Here is a 24,241-nt window from a genome sequence, read left to right as displayed (position 1 = left end):
CGCGGAGGTGCCCTCAGCATTCGATGACGTTGACGGCGAGGCCGCCCCGCGCGGTCTCCTTGTACTTGACCTTCATGTCCGCGCCGGTCTCCCGCATGGTCTTGATGACCTTGTCCAGCGACACGTGGTGCACCCCGTCGCCGCGCAACGCCAGCCGGGCCGCGGTGATCGCCTTGATGCTCGCCACCGCGTTGCGCTCGATGCACGGAATCTGCACCAGGCCACCCACCGGATCGCAGGTCAGCCCCAGGTTGTGCTCCATGCCGATCTCGGCGGCGTTCTCCACCTGCTCCGGCGTACCGCCAAGCGCCTCGGCGAGCCCGGCCGCCGCCATCGAGCACGCCGAACCCACCTCACCCTGGCAGCCCACCTCGGCCCCGGAGATCGACGCGTTCTCCTTGAACAACACACCGATCGCGCCCGCCGCCAGCAGGAACCGGACCACGCCCTCCTCGGAGGCACCCGGCACGAACCGGGTGTAGTAGTGCAGCACAGCCGGGATGATCCCGGCAGCCCCGTTCGTCGGCGCGGTGACCACCCGCCCGCCGGCCGCGTTCTCCTCGTTGACCGCCAGCGCGAACAACGTCACCCAGTCCATCGCGCGCAGCGGATCCTGGCTGCCGGTCTCCGCCTCCAGGCTGCGCCGCATCTCGGCCGCGCGCCGCCGGACCTTCAACCCACCCGGGAGTACGCCGTCACGGGTGCAGCCGTTCTCCACGCACTCGCGCATCACCCGCCAGATCTCCAGCAGCCCGGCGCGCACGTCCGCCTCGCTGCGCCAGGACACCTCGTTGGCGAGCATCACCTCACTGATCGACAGCCCGGTCTCCGAGGTGACGGTCAGCAGCTCCGCGCCGGTCAGGAACGGGTGCCGTACCCGGGTGCTGTCCGCCTTGATCCGGTCCGCCCCGGCCGCCGCCTCGTCCACCACGAACCCGCCACCGACCGAGTAGTACGTGCGCGTCCGCACCTCGCCCCCGGCCGCGTCGTACGCCGCGAACGTCATCCCGTTCGGGTGATACGGCAACGACCGCCGGCGATGCAGCACCAGATCCGTGTCCGGATCGAAGTCGACCCCCTGACTGCCGAACAGGTCGAGCCGCCGCTGCGTGCGGATCCGTTCCACCCGCGGCCCGACCGAGTCCGTGTCGACGGTCTCCGGGACCTCACCCTCCAGCCCCAGCAGCACCGCCCGGTCACTGCCGTGCCCGTGGCCGGTCGCGCCGAGCGAGCCGAACAGCTCCGCCCGTACCCGCGCCACATCGGCGAGCTGCCCGTCGGCCTTCAGGCCCGCCACGAACGTACGGGCGGCCCGCATCGGCCCGACGGTGTGCGAGCTGGACGGCCCGATACCGACGCTGAAAAGATCGAAAACACTGATCACGGCGCAATGCTCCTGTCATCGCCACGCACGGTGGTCTTCGGTTCCGCGCGACCGCCCATGGCTGCCTGGTCCGCGACGAACGATGCCGGAAGCTCCGCGTCGCGATCAGTCGGCGGCGCCAGGCTTGAAGGATCGAGCCAGGAGGAGCAGGTTCGCGGGCTTCTCGGCAAGCCTGCGGGTGAAATATGCGTACCAGTCCTGTCCATACGGCAGATACACCCGCACGCGGTAGCCCTCCCCCGCAAGCCGCGTCTGCTCGTTCGCGCGGATGCCGTACAGCATCTGGACCTCGAAATCGGTGGTGCTCCGGCCACCGGCGCTCGCGAGCCCGATGGCGCTGTCGATCAGGCGGGGGTCGTGGGTCGCCACCATGGGATAGCCCTGGCCCTGCATCAGGATCCGCAGGCACCTGTCGAATGCCTCGTCGATCTGACGTCGTCGCGTATATGCCACTGACGCCGGCTCCGCGTAGGCTCCCTTGACCAGGCGGACCCGGCTCCCTGCGTACGCGAGGCGCTGGCAGTCCGCCGGGGTACGGTGCAAGCACGCCTGCAGCGCCACGCCCACCCAGGGAAATTCGGTACGCAGTTCGTCCAGCACGGCCAGCGTCAGGTCAACCGTGGTGTGATCCTCCATGTCGAGGGTTACCGTGGCGTCGGCGGCAGCCGCAGCGGCACAGATGTCGCGCGTCAGCCGATAGGCGTGTCGGCGACCGTTGTGGGGCAGCGCGCTACCGAGCGCCGACAGTTTCACCGACACCTCGGCCATACCGGGCATCCGCGTCGCGGAGAGTAGGCTGAGATACGCGTCGCGTACAGCGGCAGCCTGCTCGACTGTCGTTGTTCCTTCGCCGAGATGGTCGATCGTCACCCGCATCCCGGATTCGACGATGCGCCGCGCCACTGCGATCGCCTCGTCGTTCACCTCGCCGGCAACGAATCGTTGCACCACGCCCCGGGTCAGGGGGGATCCGGCGATGATTCTCCGGAGTCGGTGACTGCCGGCCGCCATCAGCAACAGCTTGTTCGGCAATTGGGGTCCTTTCTCGGGGCTGTTGTCGCCCTCAGGAAGCAAGGCGTGACGAAGCGATCTACCACCCGCGGGAAGCTCGGGTTCCCCGTACGGTCAGGAGGTGTGGCCGGGGTGGAGGGGGTGCCGATCGACGAGGCGAGCCACCCGCGTGCGTAGCGACGTGTCAGCCTCCTTGGCGGTCAGAGCATCGGCGATGATGTCGGCCACCTCCGTGAAGTCCGCTTCGGAGAACCCTCGGGTGGCGAGACCGGAGGTACCGATCCGTAGCCCGGAGGTGACCATCGGCGGGCGTGGGTCGAATGGCACGGCGTTACGGTTGACGGTGATGCCGACGCCTTGCAGCAGCCGCTCCGCCTGCGCGCCATCGAGATCCGCGTGGCTCAGGTCGACCAGCACCAGGTGCACGTCGGTGCCTCCGCTGACCACCCGGATGCCGGCCTTCGCGACCTCGGCGGCGCAGAGACGATCGGCAACGATCTTCGCTCCGGTCAGGGCGCGCCGCTGCTGATCCTGGAACTGCGGTTCTCCGGCGATCCGAAAGGCCACTGCCTTCGCAGCCACGACATGCGCCAGCGGACCACCTTGCTGGCCTGGGAAGACCGCCGAGTCCAGCCTCCGCGCGAGATCGGTGTAGGCGCTGAGGATGGTGCCGCCGCGGGGGCCGCCGAGGGTCTTGTGCGTGGTCAGGGTGACGACATGGGCGTGAGGGACCGGGTTGGGATGCAGACCGGCCGCGACCAACCCGGCGAAATGTGCCATGTCTACGAGCAGGTATGCGCCTAGCTTATCGGCGATCCGCCGGAACCGGGCGAAGTCGAGCGTTCGAGGGTAGGCCGACCAGCCGGCGATGAGCAGCTTCGGCCGATGCTCGCGCGCCAGCTCTTGGACCTCATCCATGTCGATCAGGTGGTTCTCGGCGCCTACGCGATAGCTCACGGCCCGGTACAGCCGCCCCGAGTAGTTGATGCGCATGCCATGGGTCAGATGACCGCCGTGAGCGAGGTCGAGCCCGAGGATGGTGTCACCCGGCTCGATCAGAGCAGCCATCACGGCGGCGTTCGCCTGCGATCCGGAATGCGGCTGCACGTTCGCGTAGGCGGCGCCGAACAGGCGCTTGGCCCGGTCGATCGCCAGGCGCTCGATGTCGTCGACATGCTCGCATCCGCTGTAGTAGCGCCGTCCCGGGTAGCCCTCCGCGTACTTGTTGGTGAGGGCCGATCCCTGCGCCTGAAGGACGGCTCGGGGCGCGAGATTCTCGGAGGCGATCATGCCCAGGGTCTCGTGTTGCCGGCGTAGCTCCCGGCCGATCGCCTCGGCGACGGCGGGGTCGAGGTCGGCCAGATCATCGTCGAAGGCTGCCATCGGGGCCTACCGCGACTCGTTGGAGAAGGCGCGGTACTCGTCCGGCGACATCAGGGAAGGCATCTGCGCCAGCCGGACCCGCAGGAGCCAGCCTTTGCCGTACGGATCGGCGCCGATCAGGCCCGGATTGGCGATGACCGCCTCGTTGACGGCGACGACCTCTCCGCTGACCGGGAGATACAGCTCCGCGACCGACTTCGTGGACTCGACCTCTCCACACACGTCACCGGCAGTCAGGTGGCTCCCCGGCTCGGGCAGTTGCACATAGATGACATCACCCAGCGCTTCGGCGGCGAACGCGGTGATGCCTACTTCGGCCGGCTGAACCGAGTCGTTGACCCACTCGTGGTTGAGGCTGTACTTCAGGTGTTCCGGTACGTTCATGACGCTGAACCCTCGCAAGGAATGGCCGCGGATCACCGCGGACGACGGTAGAACGGAAGAGGGACGATCTCGACCGGCTCGGTGGTCCCCCTGATCTGCACGGCCAGCCGGATGCTGTCGCTGGTGCCGGCACGGATGCTGGCCATCGCGATCGGCCGTTTGAATGTGGGTGAAGGGGTGCCGCTTGTGATGAGGCCGACCGGATCAGCACCATGGCCGTCGTCGGTCAGCGTCACCACCTGCTGGCCCGCTCGGGGAATTCTCTGCCCGGACGCGACGAGGCCGACGAGCCGACGGGTAACGCCGCTCTTGTGGGCCTCGGCCAGCGCGGCTCGTCCGACGAAGTCGCCTGGTTTGACGAAGGACACCACCCGCCCCAGCCCGGCATCGAACGGGGTGACGTCACGGCCGATCTCTGCGCCGTACAACGGCATTCCAGCCTCGATGCGGAGGGTGTCGCGGCACGCCAGCCCTGTGGGCGTCAAGCCGTGACGCCGACCGGCCACAAGCGCTGCTTCCCACGTGCGCACCGCGTCTTCGGCGTGTACGAGCAGTTCGAAGCCGTCTTCGCCGGTGTAGCCGGTACGAGCGACGACGGCTGGACGACCGTCGATGTCCAGTAGCGCTGCGGTGTAGTAGCGGAGCCGGGTGAGTCCCGTACCGGTCAGGGCTTCCACGATGGGGGCGGCGCGCGGCCCCTGCACCGCGATGATCGCCCGCTCGTTCGTGCGGTCGGCGGCCCAGGCCGCGTAGTCCGCACAACGGGTCCTGATGGCCGCATGTACGACGCGTGTGTTGATGGCGTTGACGACCAGCAGGTACCGGTTCGATGCGAGGCGATAGGCAACGAGGTCGTCCAGCACCCCGCCGGCGGCGTCGCAGAGCATGGTGTAGCGCGCGCCACCGATCGGTACGGCAGACAGGTGCCCGACCAGAGCGTAGTTCAGTGCTGTCGGGGCCTCCGGCCCCGATACCTCGAGCTGCCCCATGTGGCTGAGGTCGAAGAGGCCGGCCTGTTCGCGTACGGCGCGGTGCTCAGCGAGCTCGCTTCCGTAGCGAAGGGGCATCCGCCAGCCGCTGAAGTCGGTGAATCGAGCTCCGTGTCCTATATGTGATGCATGCAGAGGTGAGCGGAGCAGAGCCGCAGGGTCCTGGTGCACGGGGGCGCTCCTCGTCCCGACGCACGCGGCGTCGAACGGTCGGTTGCCTCCCGCTCTGTCATTGACCTGAGAGCTTCACCGCTGCGTCAGCGGCTTGCACCGTGGGTGAGACGACGGTCGTCTGCTTTCCAGAGTCACCTCGCCTGCACGGTAATGGGGCCTGAGAGTTTCTTGGGAGTTTGCTCCTTCGGCGCTCCGAATGAACGGAGTCTCTCCCGTGCAGGTTCGAATGGTGTCTATGTAGTTGTGGGCCATTCGCAGGTTAGGTGACGGCACATACCGCGTCAACATCATCCTGCCCATAGCTGATGCCTATATATCGCCGTCGGATCGCTACGACGCTGCGGGATGGGCGTGGGGATTGGCCCGCCACCATCGGGCGAAGGCAGCGTTGTCGTTGACGTGATCCAGGTAGGCCCGGGTGATGGCCTGGAACAAAGCGCTGCTCTGTGCAGAGGTCAGCGCATCGCGCCGCCAGACGACCATCAGCCTGGCCAGCAACTGCGGCTCCCCGCGCAGCGGCAGCACCCGAGTCCCGGCGGCCGGGGCCCAGGTCGGGTCGACCAGCCGGACACCGTCTCCGGCGGCCACCAGTGGGTGCGCGGCGCCACTCGGCGCTTCGTACCGGATCTTCGGCTCGAAACCTGCGGCGCGGCAGGCCCGTCGCAGCGAGGCGAGTGAGCCGTCGTCCGGCCCCGGCGGACACACCCACGATTCGTTTCTCAGGTCGGCCAGCCGCACCTGCTCGTGGTGGGACTGCGGGTGGGAGGCGGACATGGCGACGAAGATCGGGTAACGGGGGATCAGTGGCCGGCTGGTGAGCGTGGGACCGATCGGCAGCTCGAAGCCCTCAAGGATGCCCAGCAACGCGGCATCCAACTGGCCTCGGGTGAGCGCCTCCACCAACAGTCGCGAGGACGGCTCTATCTGCAGCGCGATCTCCGGATCCGGGAACGCTTCCGCGACGTGGCGTACGAGGCTGCCCGCGCAGGCGATGTGGACGGTGCCGAGTCGGAGCAAACCTGGAATGGGGTGCCGGTCGCCGAAGTCCTCGACGAGCGCGTCGACCTCGGCCAGCACGACGCGGGCGCGCTGGAGCACCTGCTTGCCGAGTTCGGTCGGTTGCATACCGGTACGGCTTCGGACGAACAGCGGCCCACCGACCGTCTTCTCGATCCGATGCACCTGGGCCGTCAGCGCGGGCTGTGACAGGCCCAGGCGGGCGGCGGCGCCGGTCACGCTTCCGGCCTCGGCGATGGCACTGATCGCCCGCAGGTGGCGCACATCGATGCCCATGACCGAGATTATGCACGCGGCCGCAGGCGGCGCGGCGGCCACAGGCCAGGCGGGCGCGCCGCCCGGCAACTCCCGCCGGGCGGCGAACTCATACCCATCACATGTGGTTCAGTAGCGCGTGCTCACCGTGGTGCCAGAGCAGGCGGTCTTCCCGTAGAGGCTGATGTAGTGGTAGCCGGCGGCCGGGCTGGGGATGGCCAGCGACTCGGTGTTGCCGGCCCCGGCGGAGGAGCGGGTGGCGTTGCTGGTGGTGGCCCAGCTCGACGGACTGTAGTAGAGATCGCAGTTGCCCGTGCCGCCGGCCACGGCAATGGTGAGGGTGCTGACGCCGGCGGGCAGGTAGATGTACAGGTAGTCGTAGTTGCCCGCGGTCGCGGAGCGTCCACTGCGCTGGCAGTTGCGGTCGAGGGTACGCGTGTCAGTGCCGCTGCATTCCGGCACGGTGGTGCCGCCACCCGTCGTGACCGAGATCGTCTGGGACGATCTCGCGGTCGCCCCCTGGTTGTCGGTGACCGTCAGCGAGACGGTGTAGGTGCCGGCCGCAGCGTAGGTCTTGCTGGGGTTGACGGCCGACGAGGTGCTCCCGTCCCCGAAGGCCCACTGCCGGGAGGCGATGCTGCCGTCGGCGTCCGAGGACCGGTCGGTGAAGGTGGCGGTGAGCCCACTGGTCGCCACGGTGAACGAGGCGGACGGCGGCTGGTTGGTCGGGGGCGGCGTGGTGCTCCCGCCGCAATCCCCTGCCGCGCAGCGCGTCAGCCAGGCGTCGAAGTCGGCGTCGTAGCGTGAGCCGATGGTGCTGGTGAGGTACGTGCGGGCGGCGTTGAATGCCCCCGATCGGTAGTATCCGAGCACTGTCGTCATGTCCGGCCGATGGGACTGCATCATGTACCGCACGGCCAGATAGCCCCAGTTGTAGATGCGCGTCTGGTCGTTGTTGTAGGTGGTGTCGAACAGCGTGCGCAGCGCATAGGTGTGGTTGCCCGCCTGGCTCTGGGCACTGGTGTAGGTGACGTTCCGGTAGGAGTAGGAGACGTACTCGGCGAAGCCTTCGATCCACCAGATGGTAGGTGTGGTGATGTTGGCGCTGAAGTCGCCGTACATGTTGAACCGGCCATCGAGGTAGTGGGTGTACTCGTGGTTGAGGTTCCAGATCTGGAAGGCCGGCCGGACCCACTCGGCTTCGTAGGCGATGAACCTTGCCTGGTTGTTGGGGTCCGACGGGTTGCCCTCCAGGTACATGCCACCGTTGTTCGTATCGATGCCGTAGATGGCGCCCGCGTAGGTCTGGTAGTCGGTGCTCGAGTTGAAGACGACAACCTCGATGTCGGTGTTGACATCGCCTGCCACCGGCCCGCTGTCTGCGACCAGGCTGTGGAAGTAGGCGTCCTGGCCCTTCAGGCTGGTGCAGGACTGGCTCAGTTCAGCCGAGGTCATGTCCTGCGCGACGATCTTGATCGACGGGCTGCATGTGTAGTTGATGGTCAGGACAGAGCTGGTCAGCTGGGCGGAGAGGTTGCAGGTGGTGTAGTAGGAGCAGTTGGCGACGTCGTATGCCTGGGTCATCTCCGCGACGCCGACCCAGAGCGGCGCGGTCGGGCCGGTCATGTTGCTTCGCGAGAGAAGCGCCGACGCCATCGGCCGCACGATGGGCTTGAGCGGGGCGTGCTGCAGGAATCGTCCGAGTTCCCGGCCCGCGTTCGACGTGAGGTAGCCGTTGTCGGTGCCGAGAAGACCAGCGTGGGTGTTCGCGAAGTTGTACAGGTTGTCGAGCACGGTGCGGTCGGCCTGCACGGCGGAGACGAACGCGGGCACCTGGTGGCCTCGGAACAGCACCGTGTAGACGTTGTTGACCGCGTTGAGCATGTACCAGGACGAGGTGTACGACGAGTTGAAGCCGGTCAGGAGCCGGTTCACCACGAACAGGTATCGGGCGTTCTCCTGTGCGCTGTCGATGAGCGTCACCGCCTCCGCCAGGGTCTCACCGTTGGCGTCGGTCACGTCCCAGGCGCGTGGGTTCGCGAAGAAGGCGTCGAGCGCTGAGCGGATCGCGGTCTGGAGTGCCGGCCCGTAGGTTCCGACGCTCGTGTCGTACCACTGCACGTAGTAGCCGGCCCGCAGGTAGAGAACGAGCTGGGGCATGCCGGTGGAGGGGTTACCCGGGTAGCCGGGCGAGCCGTCGCGCACCGCGTACGCGACGCTTGCCATCTGCGCCTCGCGGAAGGCGTTGTAGGCATCGCTGCCGGAGAGGCTGAACAGGCTGTTGATGCAGTCGACCGTGGATCCCTTGATCTGGCTGACCAGCGCCGACCCCGTTCGGCTGGTGAAGTCTGCGGTGCTGCAGGCGGCAGCGGCGGCGCGAGACCCGGCGTCCGACGGCCGAGCGCGTCGCTTCGGGGTTGCCGGGCGGTCGTAGTCGACACGGGCGGCGTCCTTCGCGGCCGGCTGCGGCGGGCGCTTGTGTACGGGGAGCGCCTGCTCGCTCACATGGTCTACCCGGTCCTTGCCCCGAACAGTCGCATCGCCCGCTGCCGGCGGTGCCGCATCGGCCTTCCTGGCCTGCTGCCCGGGTGGCACGGGCCGCGCCGAGTTCGCGGCGGCCGGCGGCGCGATGACGCCGCAGGCGAGCGTCAGCGCGGTGAGCACGCCGATCAGCTGACCTAGTCTTCGCCGCAATGGGTGTCCAGACATGCTCTCTCCTCATGGGCGAGGGTGTGATCCAGCAAAGGCGCTGACGCACTTCGATGGATGCTTGGGGGGTGGACGCTAGCCAGGCGGCTCCAGCGGCCACAACGAGTCCACAGCGGGTGGTCAGGGTGGCCCGCCTGGGCCTTACCGGAACCTGTGAGCGATGCGTCGAGGGTCGTCGGATCGATCAGGCGACGTGATGGACAGATGACATGAAAGCGGGCGGTCCGGTCGTGCGATCGTCCAGGTGTTCACGATTCAGACACCGGACGGCAACCATGGCGACCATCTTGCTCATCGACGAAGACCATCGCTATCGGCGGCTACTCGGCGATCAGTTGACGCGCTTCGGTCATCTGGTCACCGAGATCGCCCTCCATGAGAGCGGGCGGACGTTGTCCGACCTGACCTGCCACACCCACCGGAGGCCGGATGTCGTGATCGTGGACCCGGTCGTGCCGGCGGTGGACGGGCTGCTGCTGATGCGCCTGCTGTGTGTCGCGTCCCGCCGCCCGGTTCTGGCACACAGCATCAGGAGTATCGATGATGACGTCGTCCGCATGCTGCGCGCCGGCGCAGACGGATTCCTGCCGAAGCCGTGTCCACCCGCGGTGGTTGACGCCTCCGTCCGCGCTCTGCTGCGCCGGGTTCCGCCGGCACCGCCTCCGGCGCCGTCCGAGGTCGGCGCTCTTCGCATCGATGTGGCAGGTCGCAGCGTCTCAGTGGACGGACGACCCGTGGCGCTGACGCGTACCGAGTTCGAGCTTCTCGCCTATCTCGCGGAGCACCCCGGCCGGGTGGTGCCACGGTCGCAGCTCCGGACGAGGATCCGCGCGGAGGGCCTGCCGTCGGCGGCGTCCCTGGACGTCCTGCTGTCCCGTCTGCGGCGCAAGCTGGGCGAGCGCTCGACAGGCACGAAATACCTGCACACCGCTCGGGGGCGGGGAGTCTCGTTGCGACCGGTTCCGGCGCGGGAGCAGATCACGCAGACATCCGGGAGCGATGCGGCGCGTTGATCGCCGATCGTTCTGGGCCGCGCCGCGGCGCACTTCATGGAGGACCGCGATGCGTTGCGGCAAGGGACGTGGTCCGGCGGGCCGTTACCAGACGAAGCAGCATGACGAGGGACGAGTGTGATGTCATGGGGAAGATCGGTCATCGGCCCGCCGAGCGACAACTCGCTTACACGTTCGGGGGTCGGATACCAGTCGCGCATCTGCGCTCCGGTGACGTGCTGGAGGTGTACACCGAGGACTGCTTCGGTGGCCGGCTTCGCAGTGCGACCGACCTGTCGTCCTGGATGTTGGAGACGCCGCATCTGAATCCGGTCTCCGGACCCTTCCTGATCGAGGAGGCCGAGCCCGGTGACACACTCGCCATCCACATCGTCTCGGTCGTTCCCGCGCGAGACTGGGGGGTGTCGTCCACGCCTCCACACATCGGCGCGCTCGGAACCGGTGTGCGAGCGCTCGCGCTTGGCGCACCGGTCGAGGCGCGGGTCTGGTTCTACGAGATAGACCGTCGGGCTGGAACGGTCCGGTTCCAGTCGACGAGAACGGACCATGCAGTGGACCTGCCGCTGGAGCCGACTATCGGCACCATAGGCGTGTCTCCCGGGAGACTCGAGGCTCGGTCCACCATGGTGCCTGATTTCTACGGCGGGAAGCTCGACATCCCCGAGGCGCGTGCGGGCGCGACCCTGTACCTGGGTGTCAACGTTCACGGGGCGATGCTTGCGCTCGGTGACGGCCACGCTCGCCAGGGGCACGGCCAGGCCTGTCCGGCCGGTGTGGCGATCGCTACCGTCACCACTGTCGCCATTGAGGTGATCAAGGGATGGCAAACCAGCTGGCCACGGTTGGAGACCGACCTCGATCTCATGTCGATCGGCTGCGCCCGTCCTCTCGATGACGCCTATCGAATAGCTCACCAGGATCTGGTGAGCTGGGTCGGATCCTTGGCGGGGCTGGAGATGCTGGACGCTCATCAGCTCGTCTCGCAGGCAGGGCGGACGGCCCTCGGCAACGTGCGCGACGCGAACTACACGCTTCTCGCCGCGATCGGGAGACGGCTGGTCCCCCATCCTGCTGCCGCGTACGACGACGCACACGATCGGCTCAAGCGGACCGCCGCCTCGGCGGGATAGCGGTCGTCGATCCCTCCACGCACCGGGGCGTGCTTGCTGGTCGATGAGAGTGCTGTTCGTCGTCGCGAGGCGCCGTCAGACAAGCTGTTGGGTGCCTCGACCAGCGCGGCTGGAAAACGGGGCTCTCCATCGCGAACGTCGAGTAGGTGCCGAGGATAACCTCGAAGAGGCGGTCGGCCTGTTCGGCACTCATGCGACGGCGATGCCACCAGAGCGTGAGGTGCATGCGCAGCGGTTCCCCGGCGAGGGGAACGACTGCGACTCCCGGACCGCCATGGGAGGTCGGCTCCACCAGCTGAACGGCGCGTCCGGAGCCGACGAGCTGCCGCCCGCCGCCGCTAGGCACGTCGAACTGGATTCGCGGGGTGAAGCCTGCCTTGCGGGCCGCCTGCCAGAAGGCGGACAGGGAACCGTCCTCTCCGCCGGGCGGCCTGATCCATGCCTCTTCTTTGAGCCCTTCCAGGGGGATCTCCCGAAGACCCGCCGCCCGGTGGGCGCTGGAGACAGCGACGTACACCGGGATTGCCGACGCGAGCACCCGCTCACCTAGTTCCTGCGGGAGTGGAATCTGATGGGACTCCGCAATCGCCAGCACCGCCACATCGAGGTCCCCGTGCACCAGTCGCTGGGCGAGCCTCAGGCTGGACGGCTCGACGCACATGGAGAAAGAGATATCCGGGAAGCTCGTCTCCAGACAATGGAACAGAGACGAGACGCACTCCATGTGCACCGATCCAAATCGGATCGTGCCCGCCGGGCCGGCGATCTCTCCCCCCAACGCGTCCATTTCGGCGACCAATAGGCGGGCTCGTTGGAGGAACTGCTCTCCGAAGGTGGTGGATCGAGCGCCACCGCGCCCGCGCTGGAATATCTGATGACCGACCATCCGTTCGACACGCTGAAGCAGGGTCGTGACGGAGGGCTGCGAGATCCCCAGTCTGGATGCTGCTTTCGAGATGCTTCCGGTATCGGCGATCGCGCAAACGACTCTCAGATGCCGGATTTCCAGATCCATGCGTGCACCCTATCCATCCGGGTTCAGGCCGGGTAGTCGCTACTCCCCCGTCCTCGCGCGAGGTCATGTCGTCAAGAAAGCGTCGCAGTCTCGGTGGCAATGGCGGGCGGAAGCTTCACGAGCATTCATGAACCGTGAGCCATTTTCATCCTGCGTAGCGGTCGGCTTCGACGCGGTGCAGGACGAGGATGGCCTGCACGATCGCGGTCGCTCGGCGTGGGCAGCAGCGCAGCTTGACCAGGATTTTCCAGGTCTTGAGGGTGGCGATCGCGCGTTCGCCGCGGGCGCGGATCTTCGCGTGCGCTCGGTTGACGGCCTTCTGCCGGCGTGACAGCTTCGGCCGGAAGCGGCGCCGCTTGAACGGGGTGCGCACGCTGCCGGGGGCGCCTTGATAGCCCTTGTCCGCGAAGGTCATCACGTCGGTGCTGGCCAGGGCGTCGATGATGCCGTGGGTGCGGGCGGCGGTCAGGTCGTGCGTCGAGGCGGGCAGCGCGGCCGAGGCCCAGACGAGACGCCCGGCCGCGTCGGCGATGACCTGCACGTTCACGCCGTGACGCTTGTGTTTTCCGGAGTAGTACGGCTTCTGGTTGGCGACCCGGTCGATCGGGATCAGGGTGCCGTCGAGGATTGCGTAGGCGAGCAGACGGATCCTGGTCATGGCCGTGGCCAGGTCGTCGGCGGTCGCGGCGAGCAGGTCGATGGCCTCGCGGACATAACGCCAGGCGGTCGTGACGCCGATGTCGAATCCGGCGGCCAGGCGGGTGTAGGTGTCGCCGTTGCGCAGGTGGGCCAGGGCGAGCAGGGCTTGCCGGCCGGGGTCGAGGCGTCGCCACCGAGACCGTTGCTGCTGGCGGCGGGTTCGGATGAGGGCGGCGAGGTGGTTCAGGCTGCGGGTGGACAACGGAATCGCGGCAGGGTAAGACAGCACAGCGAGGCTCCCGGTTGGGGCATCTGATCTTGGTCGATTGCTGTCTTACCGGGAGCCTCGTCCTACCTGGACACCGGCCTCCCACACCGCCCGTGACCTGCGCCGTCACGATGAAAATGGCTCCGTCATTGGGCTCGTGGTGGTGACCGGCGGCTACGGCTCACTGGGGAGAGGCCAGCGGGACGGCCCCGCTGCCCGAGATATCCGTCGTGGCGTCACGGCCTTCACCGCGAGGACCGGGCAGGAGACCCGGAGCAGGATCTCCTGTGCGGTCGAGCCCAGGATCAGCTTGCCGATCGGGCTTCGATGCCGGATTCCGATGACTACCAACGACACATCCTGCGCCTCGGCGAGATCGGCTATCTCCTCGGCGGCGTCCCGACCCTGCATGAGCTGCCTGATCGCGAACGGCACCCCGGACGCGGTCAGCTCGCGGGTCACCGCGTCCAGGTCGGGCTGCTGAGCGAAGCAGGGATCGACGTAGGCATCTCCCCGCGAGGTGTTCACCACGAGCACCGGCTCGTCGCGGAATCGCGCTTGTCCGATCGCGGCCTGCAGGGCCGCCATTCCCATCGGGGATGGAACGTATCCCACCAGAACGGTCACCCTGTCACCATCCTTGCACGCCGGCGGAGGACGAACCGCCGGACCAACGGCCAGAAGAGCACCACCAGCACGGTGGTGTAGATCAGACCCGACACCCAGCCACCCAGCAGCCCGTGCCACTCTCCACCGGACAGCTGCAACGCCCGGCGGCCCTGCAGTTCGGCGCGCGGAGCCAGGATCACCCCGACGATCAGCGGCAGGATCGGCAGCCCGAACCGGCGCAGGCCGAAGCCGAGCAGGCCGAGTACGAGCAGCAGGAAAAGGTCGAACGGCTGTGCGTTGACGGCGTACGCGCCCATCGACGCGAAGAAGAGGATGCCGGCGTAGAGATACGGTCGAGGAATCCGAAGCAGCCGCGCCCAGGCGGGCGCGAGCGGGAGATTCAGCACCAGCAGCAGCAGATTCCCGACGAAGAGGCTGGCGATGAGCGTCCAGACCAGACCCGACTCCCGCTCGAAGAGCAGCGGGCCGGGTTGGATGCCGTACTGCTCGAAGGCGGCCAGCATCACCGCGGCGGTGGCGTTGGTGGGCAGGCCGATGGCGAGCATCGGTACCAGCGTGCCGGCGGCGGACGCGTTGTTGGCCGCCTCGGGGCCGGCAACGCCTTCGATCGCTCCCCGACCGAACTCGTCCCGGTGCTTGGACAACTTCTTCTCGGTGGCATACGACAGGAACGTGGGTATCTCAGCGCCACCCGCGGGTAGCGCCCCGAACGGGAATCCGTAAGCGGTGCCGCGCAGCCAGGGCTTCCAGGACCGGCGCCAGTCGTCGCGGCCCATCCACGGCCGGCCGACCGGGATCACCTCGGCCGGACGGCGTCGGAGGTGCGCGGCGATCCAGAGCGCTTCGCCCACGGCGAAGATCCCGACAGCCACCACAACCACGTCGATGCCGTCTGCGAGCTGCGGCACACCGAAGGTGAGCCGCTGTTGACCGGTCACCCTGTCGATCCCCACCACTCCGATGACCAGGCCGATCAGCAACGAGGCGAAACCGCGTACCCGGGAGGCGCCCAGCACCGAGGTGACGGCGACGAACGACAGCAGCATCAGGGCGAAGTAGTCCGGCGCGCCGAGGCTGACCGCGAACCGGACCACCGGCGGGGTGATGACCACAAGCAGCAGGGTGGCGATGGTTCCGGCGACGAACGACCCGATCGCGGCGGTGGCCAGCGCCTGCGCTGCCCGGCCGGCCTTGGCCATCTTGTTGCCCTCGATCGCGGTCACCACCGACGAGGACTCACCGGGAGTGTTGAGCAGGATCGACGTGGTCGATCCGCCGTACATTCCGCCGTAGAAGATGCCGGCGAACATGATGAAGGCCTGCGTGGGCTCCATGCCGTACGTCACAGGCAGCAGCAGCGCCACTGTCATCGCGGGGCCGATGCCCGGTAGTACACCGACCGCGGTGCCGATGGTGACACCGAGAAGCGCGATGAGCAGGTTCATCGGCGTCGCCACGTGGGCGAACCCGTCGAGAAGCGAATGGAGGTTCTGCATCTACAGGACTCCTCGCAGCACGCCAGCGGGCAGGTTGATGCCAAGCCCGATGGCGAATGTGTAGAACGTGATGAGCGAGAGCCCCACGGCGATCAGCAGGTTCCGGACGTGGTCGCGGCTGCCGAGCGCGAACGCCGTACCCCAGAAGAGCAACGCGCCACTGATCACCCAGCCGAGCGGCTCGATCAACACTGCGTTGGTCAGGAACGCCGCGACGAGAAGCAGGACGGTGCGCCAGTCGACAGGAGTGGCCAGGTCGACGTCCTCGCCAGCCTCCGGCTCACCGACGCCGCCACGAGCCACATCAACGGCGTAGACCACCGCGACGACCATGAGCAGCGTTCCGAGCAGGATCGGCACCGGCCGTGGGCCGAGCGGGTCGGTGCTGCTCACCGCCTGACCGATCTGGGTCGCGTCGACGACAACCATGACCCCGACCAGCGCCAGGAAGACGCAGACGACGTACTGTGCGCGGTCCGGCTTCGACGCATCCGCTGCGGAACGCGGAGCGTCGTCCGCTCGTACCGCGTCCGACGGCTCGGGCGCGGGCTGGATCGGGATGTCAGACAACGCCGGGAACCGAGACGGCGAACCGCCGTCCCGATCCGATCGGCTCGGCCGGCCGGTCATGCCAGGCCGAGCTGCTTGAGCAGGTCAGCCACCGACTTGTCCTGCTGGGTGAGGAAGGCGGCGAACTGATCGCCTGTGACGAACGCGTCAGTCCAGCCCCGCTTGGTGAGCTCGGTCTTCCACTCGGCGGAGTCGTGCATCCTGGTCAACGCATCGATCCACAGCTTCTTGTCAGCGTCGCTGATGCCGGGCGGTGCGACGATGCCCCGCCAGTTGGTGAAGACGAGGTCGATACCTGCGGACTTCAGCGTCGGTACCTCCGGAAGCGCGTCGACCGGCGCTTCGCTGGTCACCGCGAGAACCCGGAGCTGCCCGGCCTCGACCTGATCGAGGAACTCCCCGAACCCACTTGCGCCGAAGGCCACCTTGCCTCCGAGCAAGGCTGGCAGTAGCTCGCCTCCGCCGTCGTACGAGATGTAGTTGACCTGTCGCGGGTCGATGCCGATGGTCTTGGCCAATTGCATCGGCAGCAGGTGGTCGGGGCCTCCGGGAGACGAGCCGCCGCCGACAGCGAGGCCCTCCGGGTTGGCCTTCCAGGCCGTGACCAAGTCGTTGATCGTCCGGTACGGCGAGTCCTTCGGCACGACGACCGCGCCTGCTTCCTCGATCATTTTGGCCAGCGGGGTGGTATCGGTCAGAGTGGCCGACGACTTCGAGGTGTACGAGGCGCCGACCACCCCCAGCCCCATCTGCATCGCAAGCTTGCCGTTGCCCTTCTCGTTCACGATGCGCTGCAGTCCGACCGTGCCGCCCGCTCCGGGCAGGTTGAACACCTGCACGCCAGCGGCGATCTTGGCATCCTCCATCACCTTCGCCGCCGTGCGGGCCGTGGTGTCGTATCCACCACCGGGGCTGTTCGGCACCATGATGCGTAGACCGGTGATCGGCTTGCCGTCGCCGCCCACGCCCGCCTCGCCCTCTTCTGCCGTGGCGCCGCAGCCCACCAGGGCAAGCGCCATGGTTACGGAGACGCCCACGAGTAGCGCATTTCTTCTGGTTGCCATCATGTTTCTCTTCCGTTTCGATTCAGACCGGCGGCAAGATGATGACCCCGACGCAGGGTCCCCGTCTGCCTTGTGTCACCAGCGGAAGTTGAGGTCGTTGTGGTCGCGGTCATGCCTCGGCGTCGTACGCTCGCCGGGCAGTTGCTCGCTCTCCAACTCGCGATCATCGTCGTGGTGCTCGCAGCGGTGGCGGCCGTGTCGCTGGCGCAGTCGGCGGCCACCTTCAACCGGGTCGAAGGCCGCCGTGTTGCTGCCCTCGGCGAACAACTCGCCGGGAACCCGCTGCTACGGGACCGCCTCGACCGGCCGGCGCCCGGGGAGACGATCGCGTCCCTGGTGCAGAACCTGCCGGTTCAGGCAAACGTGACCACCGTCAGCGTCGCCGATGACAGCGGACAGATAGTCACCTCCACCAACCCAACGCTTGTCGGCAGCCTCATGGTGCTCGGTGATCCGAGGGTCGCCGGCGGTCGGAGCTGGTTCGGTGAGCTGGCGGTGGGCGGGGCACGCGAGCTGGTGGCGCAGGTGCCGGTCCTGGGCGACCGCAAGAAGGAGAACCTCGGGCGGCATCTGGGCGTGGTGATGGTCGGCGAGGCACTTCCGTCCTGGTGGCAACGGCTGGTCGGCGCTTCGTCCTACCTCTTCACCTACCTCGGCATAGCCAGCGCCCTCGGAGTGCTCGGATCATGGCTGCTGGCCCGGCGCATCAAGCGGCAGACCCTCGGCCTCGAACCGCGGGAGATCGCCGGTCTGGCAGAGCACCGGGAAGCGCTGCTGCACGGCCTAGCCGAAGGGGTCATCGCGCTCGATCCGCAACACCGGGTCACGCTGGTCAACTCTGTCGGCCGCCGATTGCTCGACCTGCCCGAACATTGCCTCGGCCGCAGCCTGTCGGAGCTACGGATCGAGGGCCGGCTACGCGACGTACTCACGGGGGCGGGCAGCGCGCGGGAGACGCGGGACCAGGTCGTGGTGCGGGGCGGCCGGGTGCTCGTGATGAGCCGGATGAGGGTGAACAAGGACGGCCGGCGGCTCGGCTCGGTCACCACACTGCGGGACCGGACCGAGCTGGCCCGCCTGGAGCAGGAGATCGGTTCCTTTCGCAGTACCACCGAGTCGCTGCGCGCACAGACACACGAGTTCGCGAATCAGCTGCACACCATCTCCGGGCTGATCCAGATCGGTGAGCACGAGGAGGTGGTCCGGTATGTCGAGGCGCTCAGCCGGCATCGCGCCTCCCTGGACCTCGCGGTGACGAGCCGGATCCACGACACTGCGGTGGCAGCTCTGCTCACGGCCAAATCGGCGGTCGCCGCCGAGCGCCGCGTGGAACTGCGGATCTCTGAGCGGACCAGGTTGGGCCGGCTGGACATGGCGGTATCAGCCGATGTGGGTACGGTGTTGGGCAACCTCGTGGACAACGCCGTCGAAGCCGTCGCAGGAGGCCGGAATGTCTCCCCCGCGGACTCGGGCGCCTGCCCGGACATCAACGGCAGGCCGGGCGCCGGAAACCAGTGGGTAGAAGTCGAGTTGCGTCAGGATTCCGCATCGATCGAAATCGTCGTCCGCGACTCGGGGCCGGGGATCGCTCCCCGACTGGCGCAGGAAGTGTTCGCCCACGGTTTCACGACGAAAGCGGCAGAGGGCGGTGAACGGGGTATCGGCCTCGCGCTCACCCGCATGGTCTGTCACCGCCGCGGTGGTGAGGTCGCAGTGACGAACACCGAGGAGGGCGCGATGTTCACCGCGCGAATGTCGGTAGCGCCGCTGGAGGCAGGGCCGTGATCGACGTGCTGATCGTTGATGATGACTTCAGGGTGGCCCGGATCCATCGCGGTTTCGTCGAACGGCTCGAAGACTTCCGGGTCGTGGCAACCGCGAGCACCGGGGAAGAGGCAATCGCCGCGGTGGAGCAGTTGCGCCCAGACCTGGTGCTGCTCGACTTGTACCTTCCGGACATGTTCGGCCTCGACGTGGTCGCCAGGCTGCACACCGCCGGGCATGACTGCGATGTCCTCGTTATCAGCGCTGCCCGGGAGAGCGACAATGTACGCCGGGCGGTGCGGTACGGCGCGGTCAACTACCTTCTCAAACCATTCAGCTTCGAGGAACTGCGGGGCAGGCTCGAGCAGTATGCCGCGCGGCGCAGCACTCTCTCGAAGAGCATGGTCTGCGACCAGGGGGATATCGACCGGGCGCTCACGTCGAGCAGCCCGATCACCGGCTCGTCCGCTCTCCCCCGCGGCCTCAGCCCAGAGACTGCCGGACTGGTGGAGGAGATCCTCCGGAAGCAAGCGGGAACCCTCTCCGCCGCCGAGTGTGCGCATCAGATCGGCATCTCCCGAGTCAGTGCCCGCCGTTACCTCGAACACTTCGCCGCAGTCGGCCGGGCCGCAGTAACACTCAGGTACGGAAACACCGGACGGCCGGAACGCCGTTACCGCTGGACGGTCCGTTCTGGATCTTGAAAGGTCAACTCGTTCATTGCAACTCGGCCTGTCAGCGTGGTCGTCACCGTTGATCACCGCAGGCCCGGGTGATGGGGCATTTCGATGAGGTGGGTTGTCCGCGCGGTGGGCGAGTGTGAGGCGGTACGGCGGCAGGCGGTTGGCGTGCTTCGCCGCCGGGGGGGTCGGTTCCGGAGATCACGGCCGTGCTGCGACCCGCCTGTGGTGCAGCAGGGCGACCTCGGTCAGCTGGGCTCCGACGTCGGTGACCAGCAGGCTGCCGGCTGCTCCCGAGCCGATCGCGGCGGCGCGCACGGTGTCGATGAACACCAGGCGGGAGGGTGCGAGGACCGTCTCGACGACGCGGCGCATCACGGTCTGGTCGTGTTCGCCGGCTAGGACCGGGCGGCAGGCCGCGACGACACCGCCGGGAGGCACCGGTTCGCTGAAAAGGCGGATCAAGTGGGACAGCAGGATCACGCAGCCGTCGGCGTCGACGATACAGCCGCGCCGGATCAGAGAACCGGCGGAGGTAGACGCGTCCCCGCACGGCGCGCTGATGGTGCCGCGGTGCGCCGCCCAGACGCCGATCGAGCTGCTGCCGAGGCCAATCGCGACCGCGGTCTGCGGGGCAGAGCGACACATACCGGCAGCGCGCTGGTCGGACGAGAGGACGTTCGCGGGCACGGTTACACCGATCACTTCCATTGATACAAGCGTTTACCGAATCCCATCGTCGCCGCTGAACAGCTCAGTGAAAGCGGTCGGATCCGGCGCAACTTCGTCGCGCTCGTTGCCGATGCCCGGCAACCGGCCCGCGGTCACTGGCTGCGGTGCGGGCCGGATGACCGAGACCTCGGTCGACCGCTTGAGTGCTGTCGTGGCCCTTCCTGTTCTGGACGGCTATGGTGGCCGACATGGATGACGGGCGCGGCTTCGGGGGCGTCGGCCGGCGAGTTGCGGTGCCGACGTTGCTCGTCTGGGCTGTGCTGGTGTTGGTCGTGTCCACCGCCCGGGACATCGGGTTGTGCATCGTCTTCCGGCTGACCCGCCGTGCGGTCCCGGGCTGTGTACCGGCGTGGTCGGCGGACCGGGCCCCGCCGACGTGGACGCTCACCGCCTGAAGCCGCCCGTTGCGCGGCGTCGGACACGACGCTGCCCCTTGGCTGGGAGCACCATGCCACCCTTCATTCATGACTTTCGCTTCTGCATGCCCATTGACCTGCCGGCGACGTCGCTTCCCTTCGTTAGCCCTCGACACCTGGTCCCCGACGTACCCGGGTGGACGACATGCTGACCGCCGGCGCCTACGCTCGTCCGGGCGTACAGTCGTGCCTTGCCCTTGACCTCGGAACGTCCACCGTCCGGCTGTGGACGCCGCAGGCTGGAACGGTGATCACTGAACCGACGGTGCTCTGCCGCCCCAGCACCGACCGGCACGTGGCCGGACGAGCCGCGCTGACCGCTCAGACCCGCGGTGTGACCGCCACGTGGCCGGTGCGCAACGGCGTGGTGCGCGACTTCTTCGCCTGCGTGCACCTGCTCCGGTTGCTGACCGCCGATCTCCGCCTACCTTCCGACACCGCCTATCCCGTACTGGTCGGTGTGCCGGCGACCGCGACCCTGCGCCAGCGCAACGTGCTTGTCGCCGCGGTCCGCCGTGCCGTCGGTGGACGGGTCAATGCAGTGGAGGAGCCACTCGCGGCTGCTCTGGCCTGCCGTCCTGACCCGGGCGGTGACGTGGTCGTGGTGGACATCGGATCCGGACGTACCGAAGTGGCACGCATCTGTGACCGCAGCATCGTCGCGGCGGAGCGTGTCGATGACGCCGGATCCGTCGACCGGATCCCGGCGATCGCCGACTGTGTGCGCCGTCTCGACCGTCCGCGGGGTGGTCAGCGGCGGCTGCTGCTCACCGGTGGTGGTGCGACCGCCGCCGGAGCCGCCGCGAGGTTGGCCGCGCTGACCGGCCGCTCCATCACGATGCCCGCCGAACCGCCGCTGGCCACGCTCACCGGCCTGCGCCGGCTACTCACGAGCTGACGTGGGCCGGTCCCGCATCCGTATCCACTTCCCGGCCGCGGTTGCGGTCGTCTTCTTCCGGAGTTTGTCATGGACGTCGAATTCACACCGCTGCCGGGCATCGGAGAGTGCCACGCATTCACCACCGTCACCGGTCATCGGGTCGGCGTTGTCACCCACTACGCCGGCGGTCGACGCGAGCTGATCCACGGCGTCAGCGACGATCCCGATGCCACCTGCAGCCTGACCCTCTCGCGTAGCGAGGCGATCGCGTTGGCGGGACTGCTGGGCATCCTGGACGTCATCGACGTGGATGTCACAACCACTCGGCAGCCCCGCCATCCGGCTGCCGGGTGACGGGGCTGAGTGCTGCCATGATCAGCGGCCGCGCCGGCGACGAGGCCGGCGCGGCCGCTGCCGCGGCATTCCGTCAGCCCTTGTGTTTCTGCTGGAAGGGGACGCAGAACCGGGTATGCGGTAGCACTTCGAGCCGTTCGGCGGGGATGAGGCCGCCGCATTTCTCGCAGCGGCCGTAGCTGCCCTCGGCGATGCGTCGCAGCGCACCGGTGATCTGTTCGAGGTTGTGCCGGGTGGCCGTCACCAGTGCCGCCCGGTTGTGTGCTTCGCCGGGGTCGCCGGTGTCGGCCGAGATCTCCGTCAGTTCCTTGAGCCGGTCGTCTGGGCGGCGAAGTCCTCGCTCAGCGACGCACGGAGGCCGGCGAGCCAGCCTGATCGGATACTTCGATGTCGACGCTCATGTACCGCTTTTTGGTCGGGAGGCCGAAAGTGCTTCGGGAAGCAAGAGGGCGGAAGCTCGAACGGCTTCGCCCTGGCGATCGGTGGGTGTCGTGAACTACCTCGCTCGCCGTGGGTCTCGACCCGACGGCTGCGGGCTGCGTTGCCCAGTCGCCGTCCTGCTCGAGGAGCAACCGTCGGAAACTGCGGCGATCGGCCGCGGGGCCGTGAGATGGACAGCTTTGAACGCCGCCAACGCAGTGACGGTGTGCGAGCGAGAGCTCGCCACCAGCATCGGACCACCTTGAATTGATCGTTCCGGACGTTCGGCAGGGGCTTCGGCAGCGCTGACGCACCCGCTAGCGCAGCGGGTCGAACGGCGCCAGCTCCGCGGGCACCTCACCCTTGAGCACCGCTTGGGCCACCAACTGTCCGGTGATCGGCCCCAGGACGATGCCCCACATGCCATGGCCACCGGCGACGAACACCCGCGGCGCGGCGGTCGCGCCGATCAACGGCAGGCCGTCAGGAGTGCACGGCCGGGAACCGACCCACTCGTCGCGACGGTCATCAAGGTTCACCCCGTTGAGCAACGGCCGCACCGCGTCGACGACGGCGGTGATGCGTCGCGGGTCCAACTCGTCGGCGGGCCGGCGGAACTCCATCATCCCGGCTACCCGCAACCGGCTGCCCAACGGAGTACAGGCGACCCGCTGCGCCGGGAAGTACAGCGGGCCGGCGGGCATCCGTTCGACAGGCACGCTGAAGCTGTAGCCGCGCCCGGCCTGCACCGGGCGACGTACGCCGAAGCGTGCCGCCAGCTCACCGAAGGCCGCTCCGGTGGCGATGACCACAGCGTCATGGCGGCGCTGCTGCCCGAATGGGCCGGTGACGCGGACGTCCGTGGTTGCCGGCTGCAGACCGGTCACCTCGCTGTTGTCGAGGATGCGGCCGCCGCGGGCCCGGACCGCATCCGCCAGCGACGGGATGAACTCGGAAGGGTTCAGGTACCGCTGCCCGAAAATCTGGACGGCGGCACCGACCCGGTCGCTCAGAACGGGCTCCATCGATCGGACCACCTGTCCGGTCACCGGGCGGAAGGTGACGTCCTGACCGGCGTCGCCCATCTGTTCCAGCTCGTCCAGCAGCCCACGGCTGTCACGCTCGCGGGCGAAGCAGGCCAGGAAGGGTTCCGCCGGCGTCGTCACGGCGCTCACACCGCCGGCCGCGAGGGCATCGAAGGCATCCAGGCAGCGCTCGTTGAGGGGGACGTAGGCGGCCATGCCCCGTCGCCACCGCCGGGCGGTGCTGTAGAACACGAACGACAGCAGGAAACGCCACAGGTCACGGTCGGCCCGCAGCGGCAGGTACACCGGGGATCGGGCGCTGAGCACCGCGCGTAGACCGTAACGCAGCACCGCAGGTTCCGGCAGTGGGGCGGTCAGCCCCGGGGTCAGCCAGCCGGCGTTGCCCCACGACGAGCCGGCGCCAGCGTGATGACGCTCGTAGACCGTCACCCGTGCGCCGGCTTCCTGCAGGAACCAGGCCGTGGACAAGCCGACCATGCCCGCTCCGATCACCGCGACGTCACACGGTGAGCCGCGCACGAACGCGGGAGTGCCTGTCACGCCGAGCTCGTCAGACATACCACTCCTCTGCTGCGCTGTGCCGTCTCGACAGCCGTTGGGTAGCTGGGCGCGCCATCCGGGCCTGCTTTCCGGCCATGATCGCCTGGTCACCGCATACCGGGCCAGGGCTGTGGCCGGTCAGCTGATGCGTCACACCTTGCCGACGCTCGGAAACCATCAGGCGACGGCAGCGCGACGGCAATCTCGCCCAGCCCGGGCCCGTTGTCGCTGACCTGGCAGGTCAGCACGTCGTGGTGCTGCCACAGACGCACCTCGCC

The 24,241-nt window shown here is 68.0% G+C and carries 23 protein-coding genes and 1 riboswitch; of the genes, 7 read left to right on the top strand and 16 right to left on the bottom strand.

All coding sequences use genetic code 11. From position 1 onward, the window contains the following. Positions 1-13 precede the first annotated feature (13 nt). From BFV98_RS31155 to BFV98_RS31125, 7 genes are all read right to left on the bottom strand, one after another. A complete protein-coding gene (locus tag BFV98_RS31155; RefSeq protein WP_071098686.1) occupies positions 14-1,384 on the bottom strand; it encodes an L-serine ammonia-lyase in 1,371 nt (456 codons plus the stop codon). Between the two features lie 105 nt (positions 1,385-1,489). Further along, entirely contained in the window at positions 1,490-2,416 is a 927-nt protein-coding gene (locus tag BFV98_RS31150) for a proline dehydrogenase family protein (RefSeq protein WP_013476189.1), read from the bottom strand. 93 nt (positions 2,417-2,509) lie between these two features. Continuing rightward, positions 2,510-3,778, bottom strand: coding sequence for a serine hydroxymethyltransferase (gene glyA, locus BFV98_RS31145; protein WP_013476188.1), 1,269 nt, complete (start codon positions 3,776-3,778; stop codon positions 2,510-2,512). Positions 3,779-3,784: 6 nt separating this feature from the next. Next, positions 3,785-4,162, bottom strand: coding sequence for a glycine cleavage system protein GcvH (gene gcvH / locus BFV98_RS31140; protein ID WP_013476187.1), 378 nt, complete (start codon positions 4,160-4,162; stop codon positions 3,785-3,787). Positions 4,163-4,194: 32 nt separating this feature from the next. Continuing rightward, positions 4,195-5,322 carry a glycine cleavage system aminomethyltransferase GcvT gene (gcvT, locus tag BFV98_RS31135; protein ID WP_030274974.1) on the bottom strand — a complete coding sequence of 376 codons (1,128 nt, stop codon included), beginning with the start codon at positions 5,320-5,322 and terminating at the stop codon, positions 4,195-4,197. 138 nt (positions 5,323-5,460) lie between these two features. Beyond that, positions 5,461-5,550, bottom strand: a riboswitch (glycine riboswitch). Between the two features lie 105 nt (positions 5,551-5,655). Then, a complete protein-coding gene (locus BFV98_RS31130) occupies positions 5,656-6,618 on the bottom strand; it encodes a LysR family transcriptional regulator (RefSeq protein ID WP_013476185.1) in 963 nt (320 codons plus the stop codon). 108 nt (positions 6,619-6,726) lie between these two features. Next, positions 6,727-9,261: a collagenase gene (locus BFV98_RS31125; RefSeq protein ID WP_232236795.1), complete on the bottom strand. Its 2,535-nt coding sequence runs from the start codon at positions 9,259-9,261 to the stop codon at positions 6,727-6,729. A gap of 320 nt (positions 9,262-9,581) precedes the next feature. Between BFV98_RS31125 and BFV98_RS31120 the strand changes: the two genes are divergently transcribed. Further along, positions 9,582-10,319 (top strand): response regulator transcription factor, encoded by a 738-nt coding sequence (locus BFV98_RS31120; RefSeq protein ID WP_051611145.1) that lies wholly within the window; start codon positions 9,582-9,584, stop codon positions 10,317-10,319. Between the two features lie 101 nt (positions 10,320-10,420). Further along, entirely contained in the window at positions 10,421-11,449 is a 1,029-nt protein-coding gene (locus tag BFV98_RS31115; RefSeq protein ID WP_232236796.1) for an acetamidase/formamidase family protein, read from the top strand. On the opposite strand, the gene BFV98_RS31110 is transcribed toward BFV98_RS31115, so the two are convergent. The 6 genes from BFV98_RS31110 to BFV98_RS31085 form a co-directional block, all read right to left on the bottom strand. Beyond that, positions 11,421-12,464 (bottom strand): LysR family transcriptional regulator, encoded by a 1,044-nt coding sequence (locus BFV98_RS31110; protein ID WP_013476181.1) that lies wholly within the window; start codon positions 12,462-12,464, stop codon positions 11,421-11,423. The two genes, BFV98_RS31115 and BFV98_RS31110, sit on opposite strands and share 29 nt — an antisense overlap. Before the next feature lie 145 nt (positions 12,465-12,609). After that, positions 12,610-13,392 carry an IS5/IS1182 family transposase gene (locus BFV98_RS31105; RefSeq protein ID WP_013283918.1) on the bottom strand — a complete coding sequence of 261 codons (783 nt, stop codon included), beginning with the start codon at positions 13,390-13,392 and terminating at the stop codon, positions 12,610-12,612. A gap of 153 nt (positions 13,393-13,545) precedes the next feature. After that, positions 13,546-13,998 carry a universal stress protein gene (locus BFV98_RS31100; RefSeq protein WP_013476180.1) on the bottom strand — a complete coding sequence of 151 codons (453 nt, stop codon included), beginning with the start codon at positions 13,996-13,998 and terminating at the stop codon, positions 13,546-13,548. Continuing rightward, positions 13,995-15,497, bottom strand: coding sequence for a tripartite tricarboxylate transporter permease (locus BFV98_RS31095; RefSeq protein WP_013476179.1), 1,503 nt, complete (start codon positions 15,495-15,497; stop codon positions 13,995-13,997). Before BFV98_RS31095 ends, BFV98_RS31100 begins: the two co-directional genes overlap by 4 nt. Beyond that, positions 15,498-16,127, bottom strand: a complete 630-nt coding sequence (locus BFV98_RS31090; protein ID WP_030274982.1) for a tripartite tricarboxylate transporter TctB family protein — start codon at positions 16,125-16,127, stop codon at positions 15,498-15,500. Further along, positions 16,124-17,104 carry a tripartite tricarboxylate transporter substrate binding protein gene (locus tag BFV98_RS31085; RefSeq protein WP_232236797.1) on the bottom strand — a complete coding sequence of 327 codons (981 nt, stop codon included), beginning with the start codon at positions 17,102-17,104 and terminating at the stop codon, positions 16,124-16,126. The genes BFV98_RS31090 and BFV98_RS31085 overlap by 4 nt, the downstream gene beginning before the upstream one ends. A 168-nt stretch (positions 17,105-17,272) precedes the next feature. Between BFV98_RS31085 and BFV98_RS31080 the strand changes: the two genes are divergently transcribed. Both BFV98_RS31080 and BFV98_RS31075 read left to right on the top strand, forming a co-directional pair. Then, on the top strand, positions 17,273-18,916 hold the full coding sequence (locus BFV98_RS31080; protein WP_255368317.1) for an ATP-binding protein: 1,644 nt from the start codon (positions 17,273-17,275) through the stop codon (positions 18,914-18,916). Further along, positions 18,913-19,599 (top strand): response regulator, encoded by a 687-nt coding sequence (locus tag BFV98_RS31075; protein WP_071098685.1) that lies wholly within the window; start codon positions 18,913-18,915, stop codon positions 19,597-19,599. Before BFV98_RS31080 ends, BFV98_RS31075 begins: the two co-directional genes overlap by 4 nt. A gap of 177 nt (positions 19,600-19,776) precedes the next feature. On the opposite strand, the gene BFV98_RS31070 is transcribed toward BFV98_RS31075, so the two are convergent. Further along, a complete protein-coding gene (locus tag BFV98_RS31070; protein WP_013476174.1) occupies positions 19,777-20,286 on the bottom strand; it encodes a hypothetical protein in 510 nt (169 codons plus the stop codon). 209 nt (positions 20,287-20,495) lie between these two features. Here BFV98_RS31070 and BFV98_RS31065 point away from each other — a divergent pair, with 209 nt between their 5' ends. The 3 genes from BFV98_RS31065 (at position 20,496) to BFV98_RS31055 (ending at position 21,957) form a co-directional block, all read left to right on the top strand. Next, positions 20,496-20,702 (top strand): hypothetical protein, encoded by a 207-nt coding sequence (locus tag BFV98_RS31065; RefSeq protein WP_230650299.1) that lies wholly within the window; start codon positions 20,496-20,498, stop codon positions 20,700-20,702. Between the two features lie 166 nt (positions 20,703-20,868). Further along, positions 20,869-21,621 carry a rod shape-determining protein gene (locus tag BFV98_RS31060; RefSeq protein WP_148062122.1) on the top strand — a complete coding sequence of 251 codons (753 nt, stop codon included), beginning with the start codon at positions 20,869-20,871 and terminating at the stop codon, positions 21,619-21,621. Between the two features lie 69 nt (positions 21,622-21,690). Next, on the top strand, positions 21,691-21,957 hold the full coding sequence (locus BFV98_RS31055; protein ID WP_030274987.1) for a hypothetical protein: 267 nt from the start codon (positions 21,691-21,693) through the stop codon (positions 21,955-21,957). A gap of 73 nt (positions 21,958-22,030) precedes the next feature. Here the strand turns inward: BFV98_RS31055 and BFV98_RS31050 are convergent, their stop codons facing one another. Beyond that, on the bottom strand, positions 22,031-22,201 hold the full coding sequence (locus tag BFV98_RS31050; RefSeq protein WP_230650302.1) for a TraR/DksA C4-type zinc finger protein: 171 nt from the start codon (positions 22,199-22,201) through the stop codon (positions 22,031-22,033). A 493-nt stretch (positions 22,202-22,694) separates the two neighbouring features. Then, a complete protein-coding gene (locus BFV98_RS31045) occupies positions 22,695-23,915 on the bottom strand; it encodes an FAD-binding oxidoreductase (protein ID WP_218128569.1) in 1,221 nt (406 codons plus the stop codon). Positions 23,916-24,241: the final 326 nt, after the last annotated feature.

The sequence above is a fragment of the Micromonospora sp. WMMB235 genome, assembly GCF_001855515.1.
Taxonomy (GTDB): domain Bacteria; phylum Actinomycetota; class Actinomycetes; order Mycobacteriales; family Micromonosporaceae; genus Micromonospora; species Micromonospora aurantiaca.
The sequence above is the reverse complement of the archived record's forward strand: the minus strand, read 5'-3'. Positions and strand labels throughout refer to the sequence as shown.

Bases quoted from the DNA above. Each gene is read 5' to 3' on its own strand.
- BFV98_RS31115 (WP_232236796.1), top strand. From the start codon at position 10,421: ATGACGAGGGACGAGTGTGATGTCATGGGGAAGATCGGTCATCGGCCC.
- BFV98_RS31110 (WP_013476181.1), bottom strand. From the start codon at position 12,464: ATGGATCTGGAAATCCGGCATCTGAGAGTCGTTTGCGCGATCGCCGAT.
- BFV98_RS31120 (WP_051611145.1), top strand. From the start codon at position 9,582: ATGGCGACCATCTTGCTCATCGACGAAGACCATCGCTATCGGCGGCTA.
- gcvH (WP_013476187.1), bottom strand. From the start codon at position 4,162: ATGAACGTACCGGAACACCTGAAGTACAGCCTCAACCACGAGTGGGTC.
- BFV98_RS31065 (WP_230650299.1), top strand. From the start codon at position 20,496: ATGGATGACGGGCGCGGCTTCGGGGGCGTCGGCCGGCGAGTTGCGGTG.
- BFV98_RS31130 (WP_013476185.1), bottom strand. From the start codon at position 6,618: ATGGGCATCGATGTGCGCCACCTGCGGGCGATCAGTGCCATCGCCGAG.
- BFV98_RS31095 (WP_013476179.1), bottom strand. From the start codon at position 15,497: ATGCAGAACCTCCATTCGCTTCTCGACGGGTTCGCCCACGTGGCGACG.
- BFV98_RS31055 (WP_030274987.1), top strand. From the start codon at position 21,691: ATGGACGTCGAATTCACACCGCTGCCGGGCATCGGAGAGTGCCACGCA.
- glyA (WP_013476188.1), bottom strand. From the start codon at position 3,778: ATGGCAGCCTTCGACGATGATCTGGCCGACCTCGACCCCGCCGTCGCC.
- BFV98_RS31060 (WP_148062122.1), top strand. From the start codon at position 20,869: ATGCTGACCGCCGGCGCCTACGCTCGTCCGGGCGTACAGTCGTGCCTT.
- BFV98_RS31090 (WP_030274982.1), bottom strand. From the start codon at position 16,127: ATGACCGGCCGGCCGAGCCGATCGGATCGGGACGGCGGTTCGCCGTCT.
- BFV98_RS31070 (WP_013476174.1), bottom strand. From the start codon at position 20,286: ATGGAAGTGATCGGTGTAACCGTGCCCGCGAACGTCCTCTCGTCCGAC.